Origin of the sequence: Salinivibrio sp. AR647, from assembly GCF_001995415.1 — a bacterium.
Classification (GTDB): Bacteria; Pseudomonadota; Gammaproteobacteria; order Enterobacterales; family Vibrionaceae; genus Salinivibrio; species Salinivibrio costicola.
The window spans coordinates 23,863-42,534 of the sequence record NZ_MUFE01000004.1; the positions used below are offsets into that span (position 1 = coordinate 23,863).

Here is an 18,672-nt window from a genome sequence, read left to right on the forward strand (position 1 = left end):
ACACGCTGGGCGTTAGCGCTTTTCAACCGTTGATTCAGTCGGTAAAGTACATTGCATTATTATGTGCTGAATAGATGGTCGAACGACCCATGCAAGTGTCATCACTCACCGCCCGCCAACATATCCGTTGGCGGCGCGCGTTATGTATTTTTTCCTGTCTTTTGTTGTTAGCCAGTGGCGCGGCGCTGAGTGTGGGAGAGCTCTGGATTAATCCGCTCGCGCCCGATTCGCCATTGGCGCAACAACTGCTGATCCAGCTGCGTTTGCCTCGGGTGTTAGCTGCATTATTGATAGGAGCGTCGCTGGCGATGGCGGGAGCCAGCTTGCAAGTATTGCTGGGTAATCCTTTGGCTGAGCCGGGTGTGCTTGGGATCTCCGGTGGGGCGAGCATTGCGGTCGTCTTACTATTACTGCTTGCGCCTACGTGGGCATCGAGCTCGCATATGGCGATTGCTGCGATGCTAGGCGCCAGTGCCTTTACCTTAATATTGGTGATGTTGGCACGCCGGGCATTAGCCACGTCCCGAATTTTATTGGTGGGGGTTGCCCTGAGCATCTTAGCCGGCTCGGGAGTGACATTGGCATTTTATTTCAGCACCGACTTTAACCTACGCCAATTAATGGTTTGGTTAATGGGATCCCTATCGGGCATGCGTTTAGAGCATGTTGCGATATTGTCGATAACCTTACCTTGTATTGCGCTATTATGGCGCTACGGGCAAAAACTCGATCAACTCATGCTTGGCGACCAACAAGCACAGCAATTGGGACTTGATACTCATCGGCTGCGTTGGCAGTTGATTGTGCTCGTGAGCATACTGGTTGGGGTATCGGTTGCGACGGCCGGTGTGATCGGCTTTATTGGTCTAATTGTGCCGCATTATTTGCGCTTATGGTTGGGCAGCCGTAATAGCTACTTGTTGCCAATGTCGGCGCTTGCCGGCGCATTATTGCTCGTCTGTGCGGATACCATTGGACGGCTTATTATTCCCTCGGCGGAGTTACCTGTCGGCGTGGTAACCAGTGTGATTGGTGCACCTTTGTTTATTTGGATGTTAGTGAGGGCGGGGTAATGGTGGTTCATGCGCAAGATGTGAGTTTGCCGCCGCGGCTTTTCCCCCTTTCCCTATCCGTTGAAGCCGGGCAGGTGGTGCATTTAATTGGGCCTAATGGCAGTGGCAAAAGTACCTTGTTACAGCTTCTCTCGGGATTAGAGATGCCAGAAGCTGGTCACATCGCGATCAATAGCCAACGTCTCGGCGGTCAAACCCGGCAAACATTGGCGCAGTGGCGCGGCTACCTGATGCAGCATCAACGTCCGGCGTTCGTCATGGGGGTGTTTGAATACCTTAATCTGGTGCTTGATAGCTTACCAAGACCAAGCTTACAAGGACAAAGCTTACAGCGAATGGCTGGCAGCGCACGTGATGAGGCGGTGAATCATATCGCCTCGCGTTTAGCTGTTTCCGATAAACTCCATCGGCGCATTGATAGCTTGTCCGGAGGAGAGTGGCAACGTGTTCGTCTCGCCGGCGCTTTGTTGCAAGTGTTGCCGTCACTTAACCCTCATGCGTGTCTGCTATTACTGGATGAACCGGCAACTGGGCTTGATGTGGCACAACAAGAAATCATCTACCAAGAAATTAGCATGATGGCAGCAACTTATGGCATTGCGATTGTGATGGCGAATCACGATCTCAACCGGACATTGGTACATGCCGATAAGGTATTATTGCTTAACCAGGGACGCCTTGTTGCCACTGGGCGCCCTGGGCAGGTGTTAACCGATCGCCAACTTTCAGAGGTGTTTGCGACCCCGCTTGAGCAAGTCTCCACGGTAAATGGCCCCGTGATTATGCGTGCGCGAACGAGTTAACTACCACGCGTTGCTAGTCACGCTCATCGTTGTCGATAACCGTTAATTTGGCGCGAATAAAGTCAGCATGATCGACATAAAGTAGCTCGGCCGTTTTTCGAATCACGGCTTCCTCTAAGGGGTCGATGTTTTCATCAGCGTAAGCCACCGACCACATGGCTTCGATAAGCAAAATCCGTGTGTGCGGATCGAGATCGCGTAATTTGTCGGTATATTCATAGAGTGACGTTGCATGCTCACTGTGTTGTCGTGCTTGCTCAAGTAACGATTCAGCTTGCGTGCTCTCAAGCGATAACAGTTGGCAGATCCGTGCTTTCTTGGTCTTCTTCTCCCTTTCATCAATATCATGATCCGCCATGGCGACTTCACTGAGCAGGCCAGCCATCGCTTGATGCCGTGATAAGCCTGCCTGATCGCCCTGTTGCCCCAGATCGGCCGCAAAGGCAGATTCTAATTTACTAAATAGCTGTTTAAGCATGACGCTTCTCCCTACTGCGAAGTCATTTCGGTCTGTCATAGAATACGGCGCGAATCCTATGCAGGTTTGATTCTTTTTACTTTGTGATAGGATGCGACACCAATCAACCTTATTTATCGGCTGTGACACTGATAAACGCCTTAAAAGATTAAGCAGTAAGCAGGAATCGCCTTGAGTTCACGTCATCACAACACGCCAGACACGCTATTTGCAGCCTTAAACGATTGTATGCTGCAAGACCGTTTTCGCTTTAAAAAACGCATTCACGGTGCGCAGAAAATCAATAAAAACGATGCCAAACAGGCCGTTTACGATCAAATCGCCGCGGATATGGCGCAAAGCATGCAGCGCGTCTTATCGCGACAAACGAGCACGCCCACCATTAGTTATCCTGAGGCATTGCCCGTTAGTCAGAAAAAAGACGATATTGCCGAGGCTATTGCCAACCATCAGGTAGTGATTATTGCCGGTGAAACGGGATCGGGTAAAACCACTCAGCTACCCAAGATTTGTATGGAATTAGGGCTGGGTGTTGCAGGGACCATTGGTCATACGCAGCCACGTCGCTTGGCGGCGCGCTCTGTTGCTTCTCGCATTGCCGATGAGCTTGATGTCGAGCTTGGCCGTAGTATCGGCTATAAAGTGCGTTTTAACGACAAGGTGTCAGATGCGACTCAAGTAAAGCTGATGACTGACGGGATCTTGTTGGCAGAAATTCAGCATGATCGTTATCTCAATCAGTATGACTGCATCATCATCGATGAAGCGCACGAACGTAGCCTCAATATCGACTTTATTCTCGGCTATTTGCGCGAGTTGCTGCCAAAGCGTCCCGACTTAAAAGTCATCATCACCTCGGCGACCATCGACCCAGAACGTTTTTCTAAGCATTTCAACAATGCCCCCATGATTGAGGTGTCTGGCCGCACTTATCCGGTTGACGTGCGCTATCGTCCGTTGGCTGAAGACGATGAAAGCGACCGCGATCAGCTTGAAGCGATTAGCGAAGCCGTCGATGAGCTTTGCACCGAAGGGCCAGGCGACATTCTGATCTTTATGAATGGTGAGCGAGAAATTCGTGACACGGCCGATCACTTGCAACGTCGCCAGTTACGGGATACCGAGATTTTACCGCTCTATGCTCGGCTTTCTGCCGGCGAACAAAATCGTGTTTTTCAATCTCATTCTGGGCGACGGATTGTACTGGCCACCAACGTCGCAGAAACCTCGTTGACGGTCCCGGGGATCAAGTATGTGATTGATCCGGGTACGGCGCGCATTTCACGCTATAGCTACCGCACCAAGGTACAGCGGTTGCCCATTGAGCCAATTTCGCAAGCCAGTGCCAACCAGCGTAAGGGCCGTTGCGGGCGTGTGTCAGAAGGGATTTGTATTCGCCTTTATAGCGAAGACGATTTTTTAGGTCGACCTGAGTTTACCGATCCGGAAATTCTTCGAACCAATCTGGCGTCGGTGATTTTGCAAATGACGGCGCTTGGTCTGGGTGATATTCAAGCCTTTCCGTTTGTTCAGCCACCTGATAGCCGTCACATTAAAGACGGTGTGCGCTTACTCGAAGAGCTGGGGGCAATTAAATCCGGACAAGTGGCCTCCAAGCGTCAGCTGACGGGAGTGGGCAAAACCCTGGCCAAGCTTCCGATTGATCCGCGTTTAGCGCGCATGGTGATTGAAGCGCCTAAGTATGGGGCACTCAATGAAGTGATGGTGATTGCTGCCGCGCTGGCGATTCAAGATCCGCGTGAGCGTCCGGCGGACAAACAGCAACAAGCCGATGAGCAGCACCGCCGGTTTGCCGATAAAGAATCCGACTTTTTAGCGTATGTCAATCTGTGGGGCTACGTGAAAGAGCAGCAACAATTGCTGTCGAATAGCCAGTTCCGCAAGCAGTGTAAAACAGACTACCTCAACTACCTGCGTGTACGAGAGTGGCAAGATGTCCACTACCAAATTACCCAGGTAATGAAAGAGCAAAACAGCGCATTTAACCAAGAGCCGGCAAACTATCAGGCTGTGCATATGGCTTTACTCGCCGGCATGTTGAGTCATATTGGTTTAAAAGACCAAGAGAAGAACGATTACCAAGGTGCCCGCAATGCACGTTTCCATATTTTTCCTGGATCGGGCTTATTTAAAAAACAGCCTAAATGGGTGATGGTGGCCGAGCTGGTCGAAACCTCCAAATTATGGGGGCGAATTGCCGCGCGGATCCAACCCGAGTGGGTCGAACCCTTGGCGCAGCATCTGATTAAGCGCACCTACAGTGAGCCGCATTGGTCTCGGAAGCAGGCGGCTGTCATGGCAAGCGAAAAAGTGACCTTATACGGGATCCCGATTATTGCCAGCCGCAAAGTAAACTATGGCCCGATTGATCCTGTGCTCAGCCGCGAACTATTTATTCGCTCGGCGCTGGTTGAAGGCGACTGGCAGACTAAGCACGCCTTTTTCCGTCAAAATCAAAAGCTGCTTGCAGAGGTAGAAGAGCTAGAGCTTAAATCGCGTCGCCGCGATATTTTGGCAGACGATGACACCTTGTTTGATTTTTATGATCAGCGTCTCGATCACAGCGTGGTCAGTGGTCGCCACTTTGATAGCTGGTGGAAAAAAGCCCGTCAGGACGATCCCGATTTACTGAATTTCGAAAAAGCCATGCTGCTGCAAGGTGATGCGAGCCATGTCACCGAGTTAGACTATCCCAACGTTTGGTATCAAGATAACGTCAAACTCAAGCTCAGTTATCAGTTTGAACCCGGGCAAGATCATGATGGGGTCACGGTGCATATTCCGTTACCGATTCTCAACCAGGTATCTGAAGAGGGCTTTGATTGGCATGTGCCGGGTCTGCGTCATGAGCTGATTGTCGCATTGATCAAATCCTTGCCTAAGCCGTTACGTCGTAACTTTGTCCCGGCACCCAACTATGCCGATGCAATCTTACAGCGCGTGACGCCACTAGAGGCGCCTTTGCTAGATAGTATGGAAAAAGCCCTTAAGCAGATGTCAGGGGTGACGATTGCGCGTGAAAGCTGGAACTTCAGCCAACTGCCAGAGCATTTGCGGATGCAGTTCCGCGTCGTCGATGATAAAAATCGAACCCTCGCGGAAAGCGAAGATCTGAACGCGCTCAAAGTGTCACTCAAAGATCAGGTTCAGGCCACCTTGTCGGACGTGGCAGATGATGACATTGAGCAGCAAGGGATCACGCAATGGCACTTTGGCCGTTTGCCATCGCGTTATCAGCAGAAAAAACATGGCTTTGAAGTCAAGGCTTACCCGGCACTGGTGGATGAAAAAGACAGCGTCGCGATTCGCTTATTTGAAACGGAAGATCAGCAAATAAAAGCGATGCAGGCCGGACAGCGCCGGTTGATTTTACTCAATGTGCCATCGCCGATTAAATATCTTCATGCACATTTACCCAACAAATCAAAGCTGGGGCTGTACTTTAACCCCTATGGGCGTGTGCTGGATTTAATCGATGATTGTATTGCTTGTGGCGTCGATAAATTAATTGCTCAGCACGGCGGCCTTACTTGGGAAGAGGCCGAGTTTGAGTCGTTAAAAGAAACCGTGCGTGCAGAGCTAGGCGATACAGTGGTCGACATTGCTCAGCACGTTGAGCAAATCCTGACGCATGCGTTTACTATCAACAAAAAACTGAAAGGCAAAGTAGATTTGTCGATGGCATTTGCTATGTCTGATATTAAAGCGCAATTGGAAGGCTTGATATACAAAGGGTTTGCCACCGACTGTGGTTGGGAGCGGCTGCCGGATATTTTGCGCTATATGAAGGCGATAGAGCGTCGACTAGAAAAATTACCCGTCGATCCGACGCGCGATCGTAACCATATGCTCAAGATAGAGTCGGTCATGAACGACTATAAAACGCTGTATAACAAGCTGCCAAAAGGAAAGCCGGTGCCTGATGAGGTGAAGGCGATTCGTTGGATGATTGAAGAGCTACGCGTGAGTTACTTTGCTCAGCAATTGGGTACCCCGTACCCGGTGTCTGATAAGCGGATCAAAAACGCAATGGCTGCGCTTTAATGGTGGCAACCTTCTGCCACCGTCGACTTGCGCGTGTGCGTCGGTCTGCGGTGAGCTGATTAAATTACTTAACTATCAATAGCTAATGAAACCGTGTCTTGATGGCACGGTTTTTGTTTTTGTCAATACAGGCACGCTAACTAGATAGCCTGTATTGCAGTGGCAAAACAAGGAGCACATCATGATGCGATTCATTCTTGCCTCTTGGGGACTTGGGCTGTTGGGCTTACTTACGTTGAGCATCTCTCATCCCGTATTGGCCAGCTTTAAAGATGACGTCAGTGGGCTATATCAATCCCTTCACCTTGAAGGAGAGGTGTCTTATCACGCTTTTGCCGATGCCTACCGTCACTTTTCCCAGCATCACAGTGCCAAACCTGTGATGACGTTGATTGATTATGGTAAGCCGTCGACCGAGAAACGCTTTTGGGTGATTAATGTCAAAACGCGTAATGTCCTTTTTCGTTCGTACGTCTCGCATGGCAAGAACAGTGGGAATCTGTATGCCAAGACGTTTTCTAATCGCGTCAATTCGCGACAAACATCCCTCGGCATTTATCGTGCTGCGGAAACGTATCACGGCAAACACGGCTATTCGTTACGCTTAGATGGCCTCTCTGAAGGTTTGAATGATAAGGCGCGTGAACGGGCAATTGTGATTCACGGTGCTGACTACGCCAATCCCGCCATGATTGAGCAAAGCGGTCGTCTTGGACGAAGTTGGGGATGCCCGGCATTACCCACTGATTTATCATCTCGTGTGATTGATGTGATCAAAAATGGCACCTTCATCTATGCCTTTTCCCACCAGGCATAAAAAAGCCCGCGAGTCAGTTATCACGATGCATTGCAAACCTCACTACCGAACAATAACTGTTGCTAGCTTACTGCCAAAATCATCTTCCTTTTACCGCTTAGGCTTAGATTCTGGTTAGCCTTTAGCCTTATGCGATAAGGAGGACAATGATGCGATATATTAACCGGCTCAGTATTGGTTTGCTTTCTGCTTGTGTGCTATCCCCGGCCATATCATTGAGTGCACCATCGGCACCGGCATTGATGCACGGCGTGGATGGGCAGTTAGCGTCACAAAGCTATCAAGGCTTTTGGGCGAGTGAGAAGCTAGACGGCATTCGGGCCTACTGGACCGGCACGGAATTGTTGACGCGCCAGGGGAATCCCATTCATGCACCGCAATCGTTTCTGGCAGCCTTGCCTAATGCGCCCCTTGATGGGGAGTTATGGGCTGGGCGCGGTGAATTTCAAACCGTATTGCGAACGGTGCTTGATAAGACGCCAAATGACAGTGACTGGCAACGTATTGGTTTTTACGTGTTCGATCTTCCACAGCATCCTGGCCCCTTCGCTGAGCGCTATCTGGCATTAAAACGCCTGGCCGAGCAAGGAGGCGACGTGATCCAGTGGGTTGAGCAGCAGCCGGTGGCCAATGACCAAGCACTGGCCGATCGCTTGGCTCAAATCACCGACGCGGGTGGCGAAGGGCTGATGCTGCATCATCCAGAGAGTTTATACCTTGGCGCGCGCGTTGATAGCTTGGTCAAGCTTAAGGCGTACCAAGAAGTCGATGTGTCTGTGGTGGGAATGAATCCGGGGCAGGGACGTTTGACCGGAATGATGGGATCACTCCAAGTGCAGATGGCGGATGGCACTGTGTTTAACGTTGGCTCTGGTTTTACCGATCAACAGCGTCAACGCCCGCCTGAGAAGGGGCAGACCATTGTCGTACGTTATAACGGCGTGACGGATAAAGGGATCCCACGTTTTGCCCGCTTTATACGAGAAAAAGTCGCACTCTAGGCGCGACTTGACTCGCTTGTTGTTCGGCGGCTAGTGAGATGCGGTTGTCGATGAGCCTGACGTTGCTGTCTTGGTCACGGTATCCGAGGTTGGGTGCCGCAATTGATGGTCAAGACATTGGCAATCGGTGCTGTACTTTTTCTTGCCGGTTTTTCCGATCCCAGGGTTGAAGCTGTTGGTTGGATCAAGCTGATGATAAAAGTTGGCTAAATCGGGCTCTGCCGCATAAAGGTGTCCCACATTATGCTCTGCCGGATATTTCGCGCCGCGGGTTTCTAATTGCGCCAGCATCTTAGCTTTGATTGCTGCCACGCCTGCGCCTTTTTTGATCACATAGTCTTGGTGAAACACATGACAGAAGAAATGGCCGTAATAGAGCTTTGTCACTATGTTTTGTTCAATCTCTTCGGGCAAGTGTTCTTGCCATTCGGTTTCATTACGTTTTAGTGCAATGTCGAGAGCCAAAATGTCTTCACTATCCCGGTGGTGCATAATGTGATAGCGGATCGCTGCACCGGCGGCGGCAAAACGATGCAACATCGCTTTTTTGGCTTCATCCGCATTACAGGCAAAATAGTCACTGTCTGGGTGCTCGGCAAAAAAGCGGCTTAAAAAGGCGGATATCTCATTAATGCCCTCGTCAGAGGCTTTCACGATCAAGTGATGCTCATATCGATCGCGAAATGCCAACATGCGTTTGGGTAAATGCTGAGGAAATAATTGACTGGCATACTGCATCACTTTGTCGGGTAAGGACTTAGGCAGCAGCGGTACTTTGTCTAACCAGGCGGTGATCTGGGCTTTTAAGGCAAACATCTTGGGGATTGAATCGGTACCCAGTTGCCCAATCGCGAGAAACACGTCTTTTCCGTAACGCTCGGCGATATTAAAGGCATCACGGTGCATGTATTCACCGACCTCTGGCAAATGCGACAATTCAGACAGTACACGTCGACGCAGCGTATTGAAGACATCTGGATCATTGGTACCCAGATAAAAAACTTGCTCGCGCTCAGGGATAGGATAGGTGTCTAGTCGCACAGCGAACACAGCGAGTTTACCGGCACACCCGCTTACTTCATGCAGGCGACGTTTATCTGCGTTATAACGAGCAGGGCTGTCGGCATCGACATCACGCAAGATGTGCTCATAGTCATGGGCGGAGGCTTTACGGTCGTCAAACACAACGTCTTCGCGACGGTAATCCCCTTTTTCAACGCGAGAGAGTATGGTTTCTGGGTCGTCACCCAGGGCAATACCTAAATGGTTGACCAGTACTAATTCACCGTGTTCAGTCAGTTGCGCGAATAGCGAATATTCCGTATAAGCTGGGCCACGCTTCACTAGCGCTCCCCCTGAGTTGTTCGCCACGCCGCCGACAATTGAGGCGCCAATACACGACGAGCCTATGACCGAGTGAGGCGCTCGATGGTGGGGACGCAACGTTTTCTCTAAGTGATGCAGTGTGGTGCCAGGGAAACTGATCACTTGCTTGCCATCATCAATCAATTGTAATCCGTCGAGGCGGGTGGTGTTGATAATAACGACATCACGATCATAGTCATCCCCTTTGGGCGTAGAGCCCTCGGTTAACCCCGTGTTAGCCGCTTGCATAATCATGACCACATCGGCTGCAACACAAGCTTGTAGCACGCGCCATTGCATCACTAACGAGGTTGGAAAGATCACGGCCAGTGCCGATCCGCCCCCAGAGCGCCACCCCATGCGATAGTGCTGGGTTTGGCTTTTATCGGTAAGGAGGTTGTCTTTGCCCACGATGTCCGTCAACGTCGAGAGAAAAGTTTGCTGCTGGGTTGACGACAAACGTGATGGGGTATTCATAAGCGTTCCTTTCCTTCATGTTTACAAAGGCTGGGGTCAGCCTAGCTGGCCCGCTTGTGGTGAGGCAGGCCGAGAGACGCTCGGCCTGATGGATTGAGATTACGCTACAGTGAGCACATCAGCAAATTGCAGTATGTTCACCAATATAATGCCAATAATGCCGGCCGCGACTAAATAATACAGCGTGGGTAAAATCGTTTTTCTGAGCGTCGCGCCTTCTCGCCCAAGTAAGCCAACGGTTGCAGAGGCGGCGACGACGTTGTGTATTGCAATCATATTGCCAGCGGCCGCGCCAACGGCCTGTAGAGCAATGACAACCACCGTCGATGCGCCCAGGGTCTGTGCGACTTCAAACTGAAATTGACTAAACATCATGTTCGAAACGGTGTTTGAACCGGCAATAAATGCGCCTAATGCGCCAATTGTTGCACTCAGCGCTGGGAAGCCATCGCCGACCAGATCAGCGGCAAATCGTGCGGTCATAACGGGCATACTGACGAGTTCGGCACTATTCACGCCTGAGTTGATAAAAATACGCACCATTGGAATCGTAAAGACCAAGACAAAGCCGGCGCCGATCAGTGTTTTACTCGACTCGCGTGCAGCTGTTATTAGTGGGGCCAATTGACGAGCTTGTAATAAGACGGCGAGTAAGGCCACAAATGCCAGAATGCCCCCAGGGAGATATAAAGGCTGAATGGCGGCATTAATGCCCGTTTCACCAAACAGAGTGGTGAAACTTAAGCTCACATCCGTGAGTGCGGTTTTAACGGTTGGGCTGACGCGGCTAATCACTAAGAAGACAGCTAATAGTATATAGGGCGTCCAAGCCATTGCCATGCTCATGGGTTTATCTTGGATTTTAAGGTCCATTTTTAATGATCCTAGCCAATGTGTCGGCCACGTGGATTCATCATCAAAGTCCCACTGCGTCTTAGGAACAAGAAATCCTTTCCGGGCGGCTATCGTGACCAGCACAATACCGACGAGCCCGCCGAGTAGTGATGGAAACTCCGGGCCGAGCAGCCAGCCGGTGAGCGCGTAGGGAACCGTAAAGGCTAAACCAGCAAAAATCGCAAAAGGCGCGACCGCCAAGCCTTCTTTCCAGCTTTTATTTTTTCCAAAAAAACGGGTCAGCATCATAGCCATGAGCAGCGGCATAAGGGTGCCGATCACCGCATGAATAAACGAGACTTGCGTGGTAATTGCCTGCAAGTAGGTGGCCCAATCGCTGCCGTTGGCGGTGAGGGTCTGACCAATAGCATGACTGTCTAATCCTTTATTAACCCCGACGATAATGGGGGTCCCCACGGCGCCGAATGACACAGGGGTTGACTGGATCATCATGCCGACCACTACCGCTGCAAGCGCAGGGAAACCGATGGCAACCAAGAGTGGCGCGGCAATTGCAGCAGGTGTCCCAAACCCAGATGCTCCCTCAATAAAAGAGCCGAAACACCAAGCGATGATAATGGCTTGTATTCGCCTGTCGTCCGAGATAGTGGTAAAACCATTTCGAATCACGGTGATCGCGCCTGTGTGCTTTAACGTGTTAAGTAAAAGGATGGCACCAAACACGATCCACAGGACAGCGGCGGTGATAATGAGTCCTTGGGCAATAGAGGCCGATACGCGGGCTGCGCTCATTTGCCACTGGAATAGTGCGATCAAGACTGTCATGATAAAGGCAACCGGCATCGCCTTTTTGGCAGGCCAGTTTAACCCCACCAGTAAAATAGCAGCCACCACAATGGGTGAGAACGCAACGAGGGCGTAGAGGGTATCTGTCATAAGTATTCCTTAGTTAGGCGTCTCTTCCGTTAAATCACGTAAAAAAGTGGCGTCACTCATGTGTTGTTATTTTGCTGACAGCTCGGTGACGTAATGTTAACAAGGTGTGACATTACGCGTTTACATTTCTCTGATATATGGAAATAATGAAAATAATTACTTCCATTACTGACACAATATGCCTAAAACAGATGATCTCGTTCTTTTTGCTCAAGTTGTTGAGTATGGTTCTTTTAGTAAGGTCGCGGAAATAAATTCCCTGACAAATTCCGTAGTTAGCAAACGTGTTAAAAAGCTTGAAGAAGGCTTAGGCGTGCAGCTTTTGTACCGTACAACGCGCAAACTGACCCTTACTGATGCAGGGCGTACCTTGTACCAAGGTGCAAAAACTGTGAAGCAGGCCGCTGATGAAGCGTTTGATGCTGTTGCAGGACTTGGAGAAGCGATTACTGGGCAGATAAAGATATCCGTCCCGACAATCTCGGGTGAGTTATTGTTAGCCGAAGCGGTCGCTGAGTTTTGTGGTCAATATCCCGGCTTGAATATTGATATGTCTTTGAACAACCGCTTCGTCGATTTGATTGATGAAGGCTTCGATTTAGTGATCCGTACAGGGTACTTGGAAGACTCGAGTCTTATCGCTCGCCATATTCTCGATTCTCAGTGGGTCGTATGTGCAGCACCAGGCTATATTGCTCGCCACGGCAGGCCTCAGCACCCCATTGAGCTTAAACAGCATAACTGCTTGCAATACGCGTATCAGACCACAGGTGCGAGTGATTGGGAGTTTAAAGGCGAGGATAAAAATCAAGTCATCAAAGTGACAGGTAATCTGTCTACGGATAACCCGATTGCATTGCGCCAGGGAGCGTTGAGTGGTCATGGGATCGCTTATGTGCCGCGCTGTTTGGTGTATAACGATTTAATCGAAGGGGATTTGATTGATCTGTTCCCTGATCAAGTGGGAAAAAAACTTGGGATTTACGCGGTTTATCCGTTTACACGTCAACCGCCGAAAAAGGTACGCTTATTGATTGAGCATATTCGCAATAAGTATTTGGCTATTCAGCACTGCTTCTAGTTGGCACGGCTTCTAGGGAATCAGTATTCACTGGGCGATTTCATCACTGTGAGTGGCCCTGATTAGCGAGCTTCAGGGCCGATAGGACACTATAAAGTCACGGGGCTATATGGTGCTGTAAGCGTCTTTTCGCTGATTAAATCGCTCAACCAGGTCTTGAATTGCCGCTTCGCAATAGGGGCGTAATCCACTGGCTACCATGGTCTTGCATCCGTGACCGACTTGTTGGCCGTTAACGATAAAATCGAAGGCGAGCTCGACTTTTCCTCGTTTTCCGCTGACATGCATTGCTGAATCGGAGAGCTCGACTTGCGCAGAGGCAATCGATAAATCGTCGAATGCTAGGCGCATTTTTTCATACATCACCAATGGGCGATCGGTGTTTATCATCATCTGTTGCTCACGCATCAGTGGCACCATGATGTGGGGGAAGTTCTTACCAGAAAACTGAACATAATGAGTAGCTATTTCGGTCGCCAATGCCTGATCATGGCGCACCGCGCCGCGTCGAGTCATTGTTAGGTAGCGCTTTTGATCATCGTCGACGACAGTGACTTCCTCATCTGTTTCAACGATAGTTAAAGGGGTGTTGGCACTGATCATGCCATTAAACTGAATTTCAATTTCCTCACTGATCCCCGTTTTTGCGAGCAAAATAGAAAGGAGCAGATCCCCCGGCACACAAAATCGTGACGCATCGGTATCATGAATGGGGTTAAAGTCACCGGCAACGCGTTTCGCAAAGTCACTCGCTTGTTGGCGAGTAAAAATCAGTTTTCCATCTTGCTCAGAATAATAATGTTCTAAATTCATAGTGAGTAACAGATACGAGAAATAAGCGGCCATTGTAACCCAAGCAGTACCAAGCATTGGTCTAGCCAGTCGTTACATCGCTTATTTGTGAGTGATGTCAACGACTAAGGTCTAAAACCACAATGCTTCAATGGTAAAGGCGAGAGTGGTATAAATGACGTAGGTTAATGAATTATCAAGGATAGGCGTATGACATTCCCTTATCAACATATCGTAATTTTAACCGGCGCTGGGATATCAGCGGAATCAGGGATAAAAACATTTCGTGATCAAGATGGCTTGTGGGAAGAACACCACATTGAAGATGTTGCAACGCCTGAGGGGTTTGAGCGCAATCCGACGTTAGTGCAGCAGTTTTACAATGATCGCCGTCGACAATTACAGTCGGGAGTGAGCCCAAACCTCGCCCATAACGCCTTGGCTTACTTGGAAAAAACAACCCATGCCTCTGTGCTGGTGGTGACACAAAATATTGACGATCTCCATGAGCGAGCTGGCACCCATCATATTATTCATATGCATGGCGAACTATTAAAGGCACGCTGTAGTCACTCTCAGCAAACTATTGATTGGAAAGGTGATATTTCGGTTTCTGACCACTGTCACTGTTGTCAAATGCCGGCACCTTTGCGGCCTCATGTTGTTTGGTTTGGTGAAATGCCATGGGGCATGGGGAAAATCCATGAGGCGTTAAATAAAGCGGATTTGTTTATCTCTATAGGGACATCGGGGGCAGTGTATCCCGCGGCGGGCTTTGTGCATGAAGCGGCAATGCATGGCGCGCATACAATTGAAATCAACCTCGAACCCAGTGCGGTTGAGAGCGAGTTTGATGAACGGCGCTACGGCAAAGCAAGCACTTTAGTGCCTGAGCTGGTGGATGAGATACTGGCGCTTGAGCGATAAATCAGGGGCGTCTTTGCCCCTGACAGTCTAGAACAGTACGCGGGATCACATACCGGCTTTTAAGCGTTGAAAATAATCTTCATAAAGTCGGTTGGCGTCACCTACATCGTTTTGCCATTCGCCGGCAGCCATCACCGACTGTGGTGGATAAATTTGCGGGTTATTTTTAAACGCGGCAGGCAATAACGGATAGGCGGATTTCACTGGCGTTGGATAACCTATCTGCAGGGCAAGCTTAGCGGCGTTTTCCGGACGTAAGAGAAAATCGATCATTTTATGCGCGGCATCGACGTTTTTAGCATCCGCTGGAATCGCGAGGCTATCCATCCAAAAAATTGCGCCTTCTTCTGGCCACACCATGTCGATCGATGCGCCTTCTTGACGTGCCATGTAGGCACTGCCATTCCAAAGCATGCCTAAGGTAACTTCACCGGCTAAAAACGGGTTAGCCGGAAAATCAGAATTAAAGAGCAATACATTTGGCATCAACGCTTTAAGTGACTCATAGGCCGCTTTTATTTCTTCCGGATCTGTGGTGTTGGCTGAGTAACCGAGTTTTCGCAGGGCAATGTGAAATAGCTCTCTGGCATCATCCATCATCAACAGTTGGCCTTGCCATTTGGGATCCCATAAATCTGTCCAGCTCGAGACATCGGCTTTGTCCATAAAGTCGGTGTTAACGCCGATACCTGTCGCTCCCCAAATATAGGGCACAGAATAATCATTGTTAGGATCAAAAGGTTTGTTCAAGTTAACCGGATCCAGACCTGAAAAATGCTGGAGTTGCGATTTGTCGATTTGTTGTAGCATGCCTTGCTGACGCATTTTAGCGACATAGTAAGTTGACGGCACCACAAGATCATAGCCCTCAGGATGCGTTTTCAGTTTGGCATACATGGTCTCGTTTGACTCATAGGTGGAGTACATCACCTCAATACCCGTTTCATCGGTGAAATCTTCAATAACCGAATTAGGGATATATTCAGACCAATTGTAGAAATACAAAACATCATTGTCCGCGGCGGTCGCGGCGGTCGCGGTAGACGTGAGTAATGCACCGAACAGGGTAAGCGCAAAAAAGGGGGACCATTTAACCATGGTGAGCTCCTCGTAACACAAAAAGGAGGGCGGCTGACCTGTCAACTGCCCTGGGGAATGGGTTATTTTAGTCGATCTTTGGCTAGCCATTGTGAGCACATGACCAGTACGAGTGACACAATCAGCATAATGGTGGCAAGGGCGTTAATTTCTGGCGACACGCCGACTTTTACCATGGAGTAAACTTTGAGCGGCAAGATTTCATAACCTGGCCCGGTGACAAAAGAGCTGACGATGACATCATCCAGTGACAAGGTGAAGCTTAGTAACCAGCCCGCTGCAACCGCGGGAGCGGCAAGCGGTAGGATGATTTTGGTCAAAATAACCCATTCGCTCGCGCCTAAGTCACGTGCGGCTTCAAGCATTTTGACATCAAAACCATTTAAGCGGCTGTAAACCGTTACTACTACAAACGGCAGGCAAAAAGTAATGTGTGACAGCAGCAAGGTCAAAAATCCTAATTGTGCGCCCATTAAGATAAAGAGCGCCAACAGCGAGATAGCCATCACGATATCGGGCGACATCATCACCACGAACAGCATACCATTGACAAACTGCTTGCCGCGAAAGCGATAACGAAACAGTGCTACCGCGGTTAAGCTACCTATAATAGCGGCCGCACTAGCAGAAAAAATAGCAATGGTCAGTGAGTTCCCCGCGGCTTGCATCAGGCTATGATTATTTACAAGTTCCTCATACCATTGCCAAGTAAAGCCTTTCCAACTCATCCCAAACTTGCTCGCGTTGAACGAATTGACGATCAAAATCAGAATTGGGATATATAAAAAAGCATAAACCAAAGAGAGGAAGCTGCCTTTAACAAAGCGATTCATGATAATGCCTCCTTACGATTCATCCATTTCCCCACACGCCAATAGGCAAATAGCAGCAGCCCCATGAGCACCGTCAGAGAAATACTGGCCGCGGAACCAAATGGCCAATCGCGAACATTGAGGATTTGGCTCTTAATCACGTTACCGATCAATAGGTTTTTCGCCCCACCTAATAAGTCAGAGACGTAGAACATGCCGAGGGCTGGAAGAATCACCAGTAAACTACCGGCAATAATGCCTGGCGTAGTAAGTGGTAAGATCACGCGCAAGAAGCATTGTAACTTGTTGGCGCCCAGATCGCGTGCCGCCTCTAAGTAGCTGTTGTCCAGTTTTTCAATGCTGGAGTACAACGGCAGAATCATAAACGGCAGCAAGATATAAACGAGACCGATCATGACCGCATATTCGGTGTACATAATACGGATAGGGCGCTCAATGATCCCAAGCCACATTAGGCTTTCATTGAGTAACCCTCTCGTGCCCAGAAAGATTTTGAGGCCATATGTGCGGATTAATGAGTTAGTCCAAAATGGCACAATGACTAAAAAGAGCATCATTGGACGCATTTTTTTGGGCATCTTGGCAACAATAAAGGCAAACGGGTAGCCGATAAGCAGACAAATCAGCGTCGCTAACGCTGCCATGTAGAAGGAATGCCACACCACTTTAGCGTAGAGAGGATCGAGAAGTTTTGCGTAGTTACTCAGCGTGAACGTCATCTCGATAAGATTGGCGTCATCGCGGGTTAAAAAACTGGTGACGATGATCATTAGGTTGGGCAAAAAAACAAATACCAACAACCAGCCGACCACCAAACCAATAATGGCTGTTTGAAGATTAAGCTTTTTCATCGGCCAATACCACCTCCCAGCTCTCTACCCAGGTCAAGGTGACTTTTTGATTCAGAGAGTGATCAACATCTGGATCGTCTTCATTAAAAAACTCACTGACCATCACGGTTTGCCCTGACGGAAGCTCGAGTACTGAATCCAGGGTCATGCCTTTATAGTTACGCTCGCGTACGTAGCCGACAATACCGTTAGGCTCCGCATCATCGCTAATTTCTTGTAGGCGAATGTCTTCAGGGCGCAGCAATACCTTGACCTTATCGTCAGGCTTCACATCAAGCTTGCAGAATACCTCGCACTCACGGGATTCAATACTGGCCCAAATGCGGTTTTCATCGATGCGTTTGATCACGGTGGCATCAAAGACATTGATTTCGCCAATAAACCGGGCGACAAACAAGTTCTTTGGCTCTTCATAGATCTCACGTGGTGAACCGTCTTGTTCGATTTCGCCTTCACGCATGACCAGTATACGGTCAGACATCGACAACGCTTCTTCTTGATCATGGGTGACAAAGATAAACGTAATGCCGAGTTTACGCTGAAGCTGCTTGAGCTCCATTTGCATTTGCTTACGCAGTTTATAATCGAGTGCAGAGAGCGATTCGTCGAGCAGTAAGACGCTTGGTTTATTCACCACAGCACGCGCAATCGCAATACGCTGCTGCTGACCGCCTGACAACTGGTGGGGCTTGCGTGAGGCATAGTGGTCCAGCTGCACCATGCGCAGTGCTTCCATCACACGTGGTTCGATCTCATTGCGGTTCACACCTTGCATACGTAAGCCAAATGCCACGTTTTCAAACACACTCATGTGGGGAAATAAGGCATAGCTTTGAAACACAGTGTTGACGTTGCGTTGTTCGGCAGGCAAATCGGTGACATCTTGACCGTCAATGATAACCTGGCCGCTGTCAGCGTCCTCAAGCCCCGCAATTAAGCGTAATACGGTTGTTTTACCACAACCCGAAGGACCGAGAATGGTGAGAAATTCACCGTCATTCACGCTTAAATTGAAGCGGGAAATAATTTCTTTGCCGTCGAAACTTTTGGTTAATGACGCCAGCTCGACAACCGGTTTGTGAGATAGATGGGTGTGATTCAATGGTTCGTTCTCTCTCTACCTGGCAAATTGTCTTGTACATACGTACCCATAAAACAGACGGCGCATAATAGACGCGCACAAGTCGAAGTTAAAGCAATTTTTCTCCCCATTTAATGCA

The 18,672-nt window shown here is 49.3% G+C and carries 15 protein-coding genes; 7 read left to right on the forward strand and 8 right to left on the reverse strand.

The features are described 5' to 3' along the window. Positions 1-89 precede the first annotated feature (89 nt). Together btuC and btuD are read left to right on the forward strand one after the other, a co-directional pair. Positions 90-1,073 carry a vitamin B12 ABC transporter permease BtuC gene (gene btuC / locus BZG76_RS05830; RefSeq protein ID WP_077460661.1) on the forward strand — a complete coding sequence of 328 codons (984 nt, stop codon included), beginning with the start codon at positions 90-92 and terminating at the stop codon, positions 1,071-1,073. Further along, complete coding sequence (gene btuD, locus BZG76_RS05835; protein ID WP_021023184.1) at positions 1,073-1,876, forward strand: vitamin B12 ABC transporter ATP-binding protein BtuD; 804 nt, start codon at positions 1,073-1,075, stop codon at positions 1,874-1,876. Before btuC ends, btuD begins: the two co-directional genes overlap by 1 nt. Positions 1,877-1,889: 13 nt before the next feature. Here btuD and BZG76_RS05840 read toward each other — a convergent pair whose 3' ends face one another. Next, positions 1,890-2,354, reverse strand: a complete 465-nt coding sequence (locus BZG76_RS05840; RefSeq protein WP_077460510.1) for a tellurite resistance TerB family protein — start codon at positions 2,352-2,354, stop codon at positions 1,890-1,892. A gap of 228 nt (positions 2,355-2,582) precedes the next feature. Between BZG76_RS05840 and hrpA the strand changes: the two genes are divergently transcribed. The 3 genes from hrpA to BZG76_RS05855 all read left to right on the forward strand — a co-directional run bounded on the left by hrpA (position 2,583) and on the right by BZG76_RS05855 (position 8,237). Continuing rightward, positions 2,583-6,419, forward strand: coding sequence for an ATP-dependent RNA helicase HrpA (gene hrpA / locus BZG76_RS05845; protein WP_077460662.1), 3,837 nt, complete (start codon positions 2,583-2,585; stop codon positions 6,417-6,419). Positions 6,420-6,600: 181 nt separating this feature from the next. Further along, complete coding sequence (locus tag BZG76_RS05850; protein WP_077460511.1) at positions 6,601-7,236, forward strand: murein L,D-transpeptidase catalytic domain family protein; 636 nt, start codon at positions 6,601-6,603, stop codon at positions 7,234-7,236. Positions 7,237-7,385: 149 nt separating this feature from the next. Beyond that, entirely contained in the window at positions 7,386-8,237 is an 852-nt protein-coding gene (locus tag BZG76_RS05855) for a DNA ligase (protein WP_158011325.1), read from the forward strand. A 30-nt stretch (positions 8,238-8,267) separates the two neighbouring features. Here the strand turns inward: BZG76_RS05855 and dld are convergent, their stop codons facing one another. Together dld and BZG76_RS05865 are read right to left on the reverse strand one after the other, a co-directional pair. Then, entirely contained in the window at positions 8,268-10,079 is a 1,812-nt protein-coding gene (dld, locus tag BZG76_RS05860; protein WP_077460513.1) for a D-lactate dehydrogenase, read from the reverse strand. Positions 10,080-10,178: 99 nt separating this feature from the next. Continuing rightward, complete coding sequence (locus tag BZG76_RS05865; RefSeq protein WP_077460514.1) at positions 10,179-11,870, reverse strand: L-lactate permease; 1,692 nt, start codon at positions 11,868-11,870, stop codon at positions 10,179-10,181. 178 nt (positions 11,871-12,048) lie between these two features. Between BZG76_RS05865 and BZG76_RS05870 the strand changes: the two genes are divergently transcribed. Beyond that, positions 12,049-12,951 carry a LysR family transcriptional regulator gene (locus BZG76_RS05870; RefSeq protein WP_077460515.1) on the forward strand — a complete coding sequence of 301 codons (903 nt, stop codon included), beginning with the start codon at positions 12,049-12,051 and terminating at the stop codon, positions 12,949-12,951. Between the two features lie 105 nt (positions 12,952-13,056). Here BZG76_RS05870 and BZG76_RS05875 read toward each other — a convergent pair whose 3' ends face one another. Then, complete coding sequence (locus BZG76_RS05875) at positions 13,057-13,764, reverse strand: DUF3581 family protein (RefSeq protein WP_077460663.1); 708 nt, start codon at positions 13,762-13,764, stop codon at positions 13,057-13,059. Positions 13,765-13,953: 189 nt separating this feature from the next. Between BZG76_RS05875 and cobB the strand changes: the two genes are divergently transcribed. Next, positions 13,954-14,670 carry a Sir2 family NAD+-dependent deacetylase gene (gene cobB, locus BZG76_RS05880; RefSeq protein WP_021023193.1) on the forward strand — a complete coding sequence of 239 codons (717 nt, stop codon included), beginning with the start codon at positions 13,954-13,956 and terminating at the stop codon, positions 14,668-14,670. 45 nt (positions 14,671-14,715) lie between these two features. On the opposite strand, the gene BZG76_RS05885 is transcribed toward cobB, so the two are convergent. The 4 genes from BZG76_RS05885 to potA all read right to left on the reverse strand — a co-directional run bounded on the left by BZG76_RS05885 (position 14,716) and on the right by potA (position 18,554). After that, positions 14,716-15,768, reverse strand: a complete 1,053-nt coding sequence (locus tag BZG76_RS05885; protein ID WP_077460516.1) for an extracellular solute-binding protein — start codon at positions 15,766-15,768, stop codon at positions 14,716-14,718. 62 nt (positions 15,769-15,830) lie between these two features. Next, positions 15,831-16,601, reverse strand: a complete 771-nt coding sequence (potC, locus tag BZG76_RS05890) for a spermidine/putrescine ABC transporter permease PotC (protein WP_077460517.1) — start codon at positions 16,599-16,601, stop codon at positions 15,831-15,833. Continuing rightward, positions 16,598-17,452, reverse strand: a complete 855-nt coding sequence (potB, locus tag BZG76_RS05895) for a spermidine/putrescine ABC transporter permease PotB (RefSeq protein WP_077460518.1) — start codon at positions 17,450-17,452, stop codon at positions 16,598-16,600. Before potB ends, potC begins: the two co-directional genes overlap by 4 nt. Further along, on the reverse strand, positions 17,439-18,554 hold the full coding sequence (gene potA / locus BZG76_RS05900) for a spermidine/putrescine ABC transporter ATP-binding protein PotA (protein WP_025744391.1): 1,116 nt from the start codon (positions 18,552-18,554) through the stop codon (positions 17,439-17,441). The genes potB and potA overlap by 14 nt, the downstream gene beginning before the upstream one ends. Between the last annotated feature and the right edge of the window lie 118 nt (positions 18,555-18,672).

Bases quoted from the DNA above. Each gene is read 5' to 3' on its own strand.
- potB (WP_077460518.1), bottom strand. From the start codon at position 17,452: ATGAAAAAGCTTAATCTTCAAACAGCCATTATTGGTTTGGTGGTCGGC.
- BZG76_RS05855 (WP_158011325.1), top strand. From the start codon at position 7,386: ATGCGATATATTAACCGGCTCAGTATTGGTTTGCTTTCTGCTTGTGTG.
- potC (WP_077460517.1), bottom strand. From the start codon at position 16,601: ATGAATCGCTTTGTTAAAGGCAGCTTCCTCTCTTTGGTTTATGCTTTT.
- btuD (WP_021023184.1), top strand. From the start codon at position 1,073: ATGGTGGTTCATGCGCAAGATGTGAGTTTGCCGCCGCGGCTTTTCCCC.
- BZG76_RS05840 (WP_077460510.1), bottom strand. From the start codon at position 2,354: ATGCTTAAACAGCTATTTAGTAAATTAGAATCTGCCTTTGCGGCCGAT.
- BZG76_RS05865 (WP_077460514.1), bottom strand. From the start codon at position 11,870: ATGACAGATACCCTCTACGCCCTCGTTGCGTTCTCACCCATTGTGGTG.
- BZG76_RS05875 (WP_077460663.1), bottom strand. From the start codon at position 13,764: ATGAATTTAGAACATTATTATTCTGAGCAAGATGGAAAACTGATTTTT.
- btuC (WP_077460661.1), top strand. From the start codon at position 90: ATGCAAGTGTCATCACTCACCGCCCGCCAACATATCCGTTGGCGGCGC.
- dld (WP_077460513.1), bottom strand. From the start codon at position 10,079: ATGAATACCCCATCACGTTTGTCGTCAACCCAGCAGCAAACTTTTCTC.
- BZG76_RS05850 (WP_077460511.1), top strand. From the start codon at position 6,601: ATGATGCGATTCATTCTTGCCTCTTGGGGACTTGGGCTGTTGGGCTTA.
- BZG76_RS05885 (WP_077460516.1), bottom strand. From the start codon at position 15,768: ATGGTTAAATGGTCCCCCTTTTTTGCGCTTACCCTGTTCGGTGCATTA.
- hrpA (WP_077460662.1), top strand. From the start codon at position 2,583: ATGCTGCAAGACCGTTTTCGCTTTAAAAAACGCATTCACGGTGCGCAG.
- cobB (WP_021023193.1), top strand. From the start codon at position 13,954: ATGACATTCCCTTATCAACATATCGTAATTTTAACCGGCGCTGGGATA.
- BZG76_RS05870 (WP_077460515.1), top strand. From the start codon at position 12,049: ATGCCTAAAACAGATGATCTCGTTCTTTTTGCTCAAGTTGTTGAGTAT.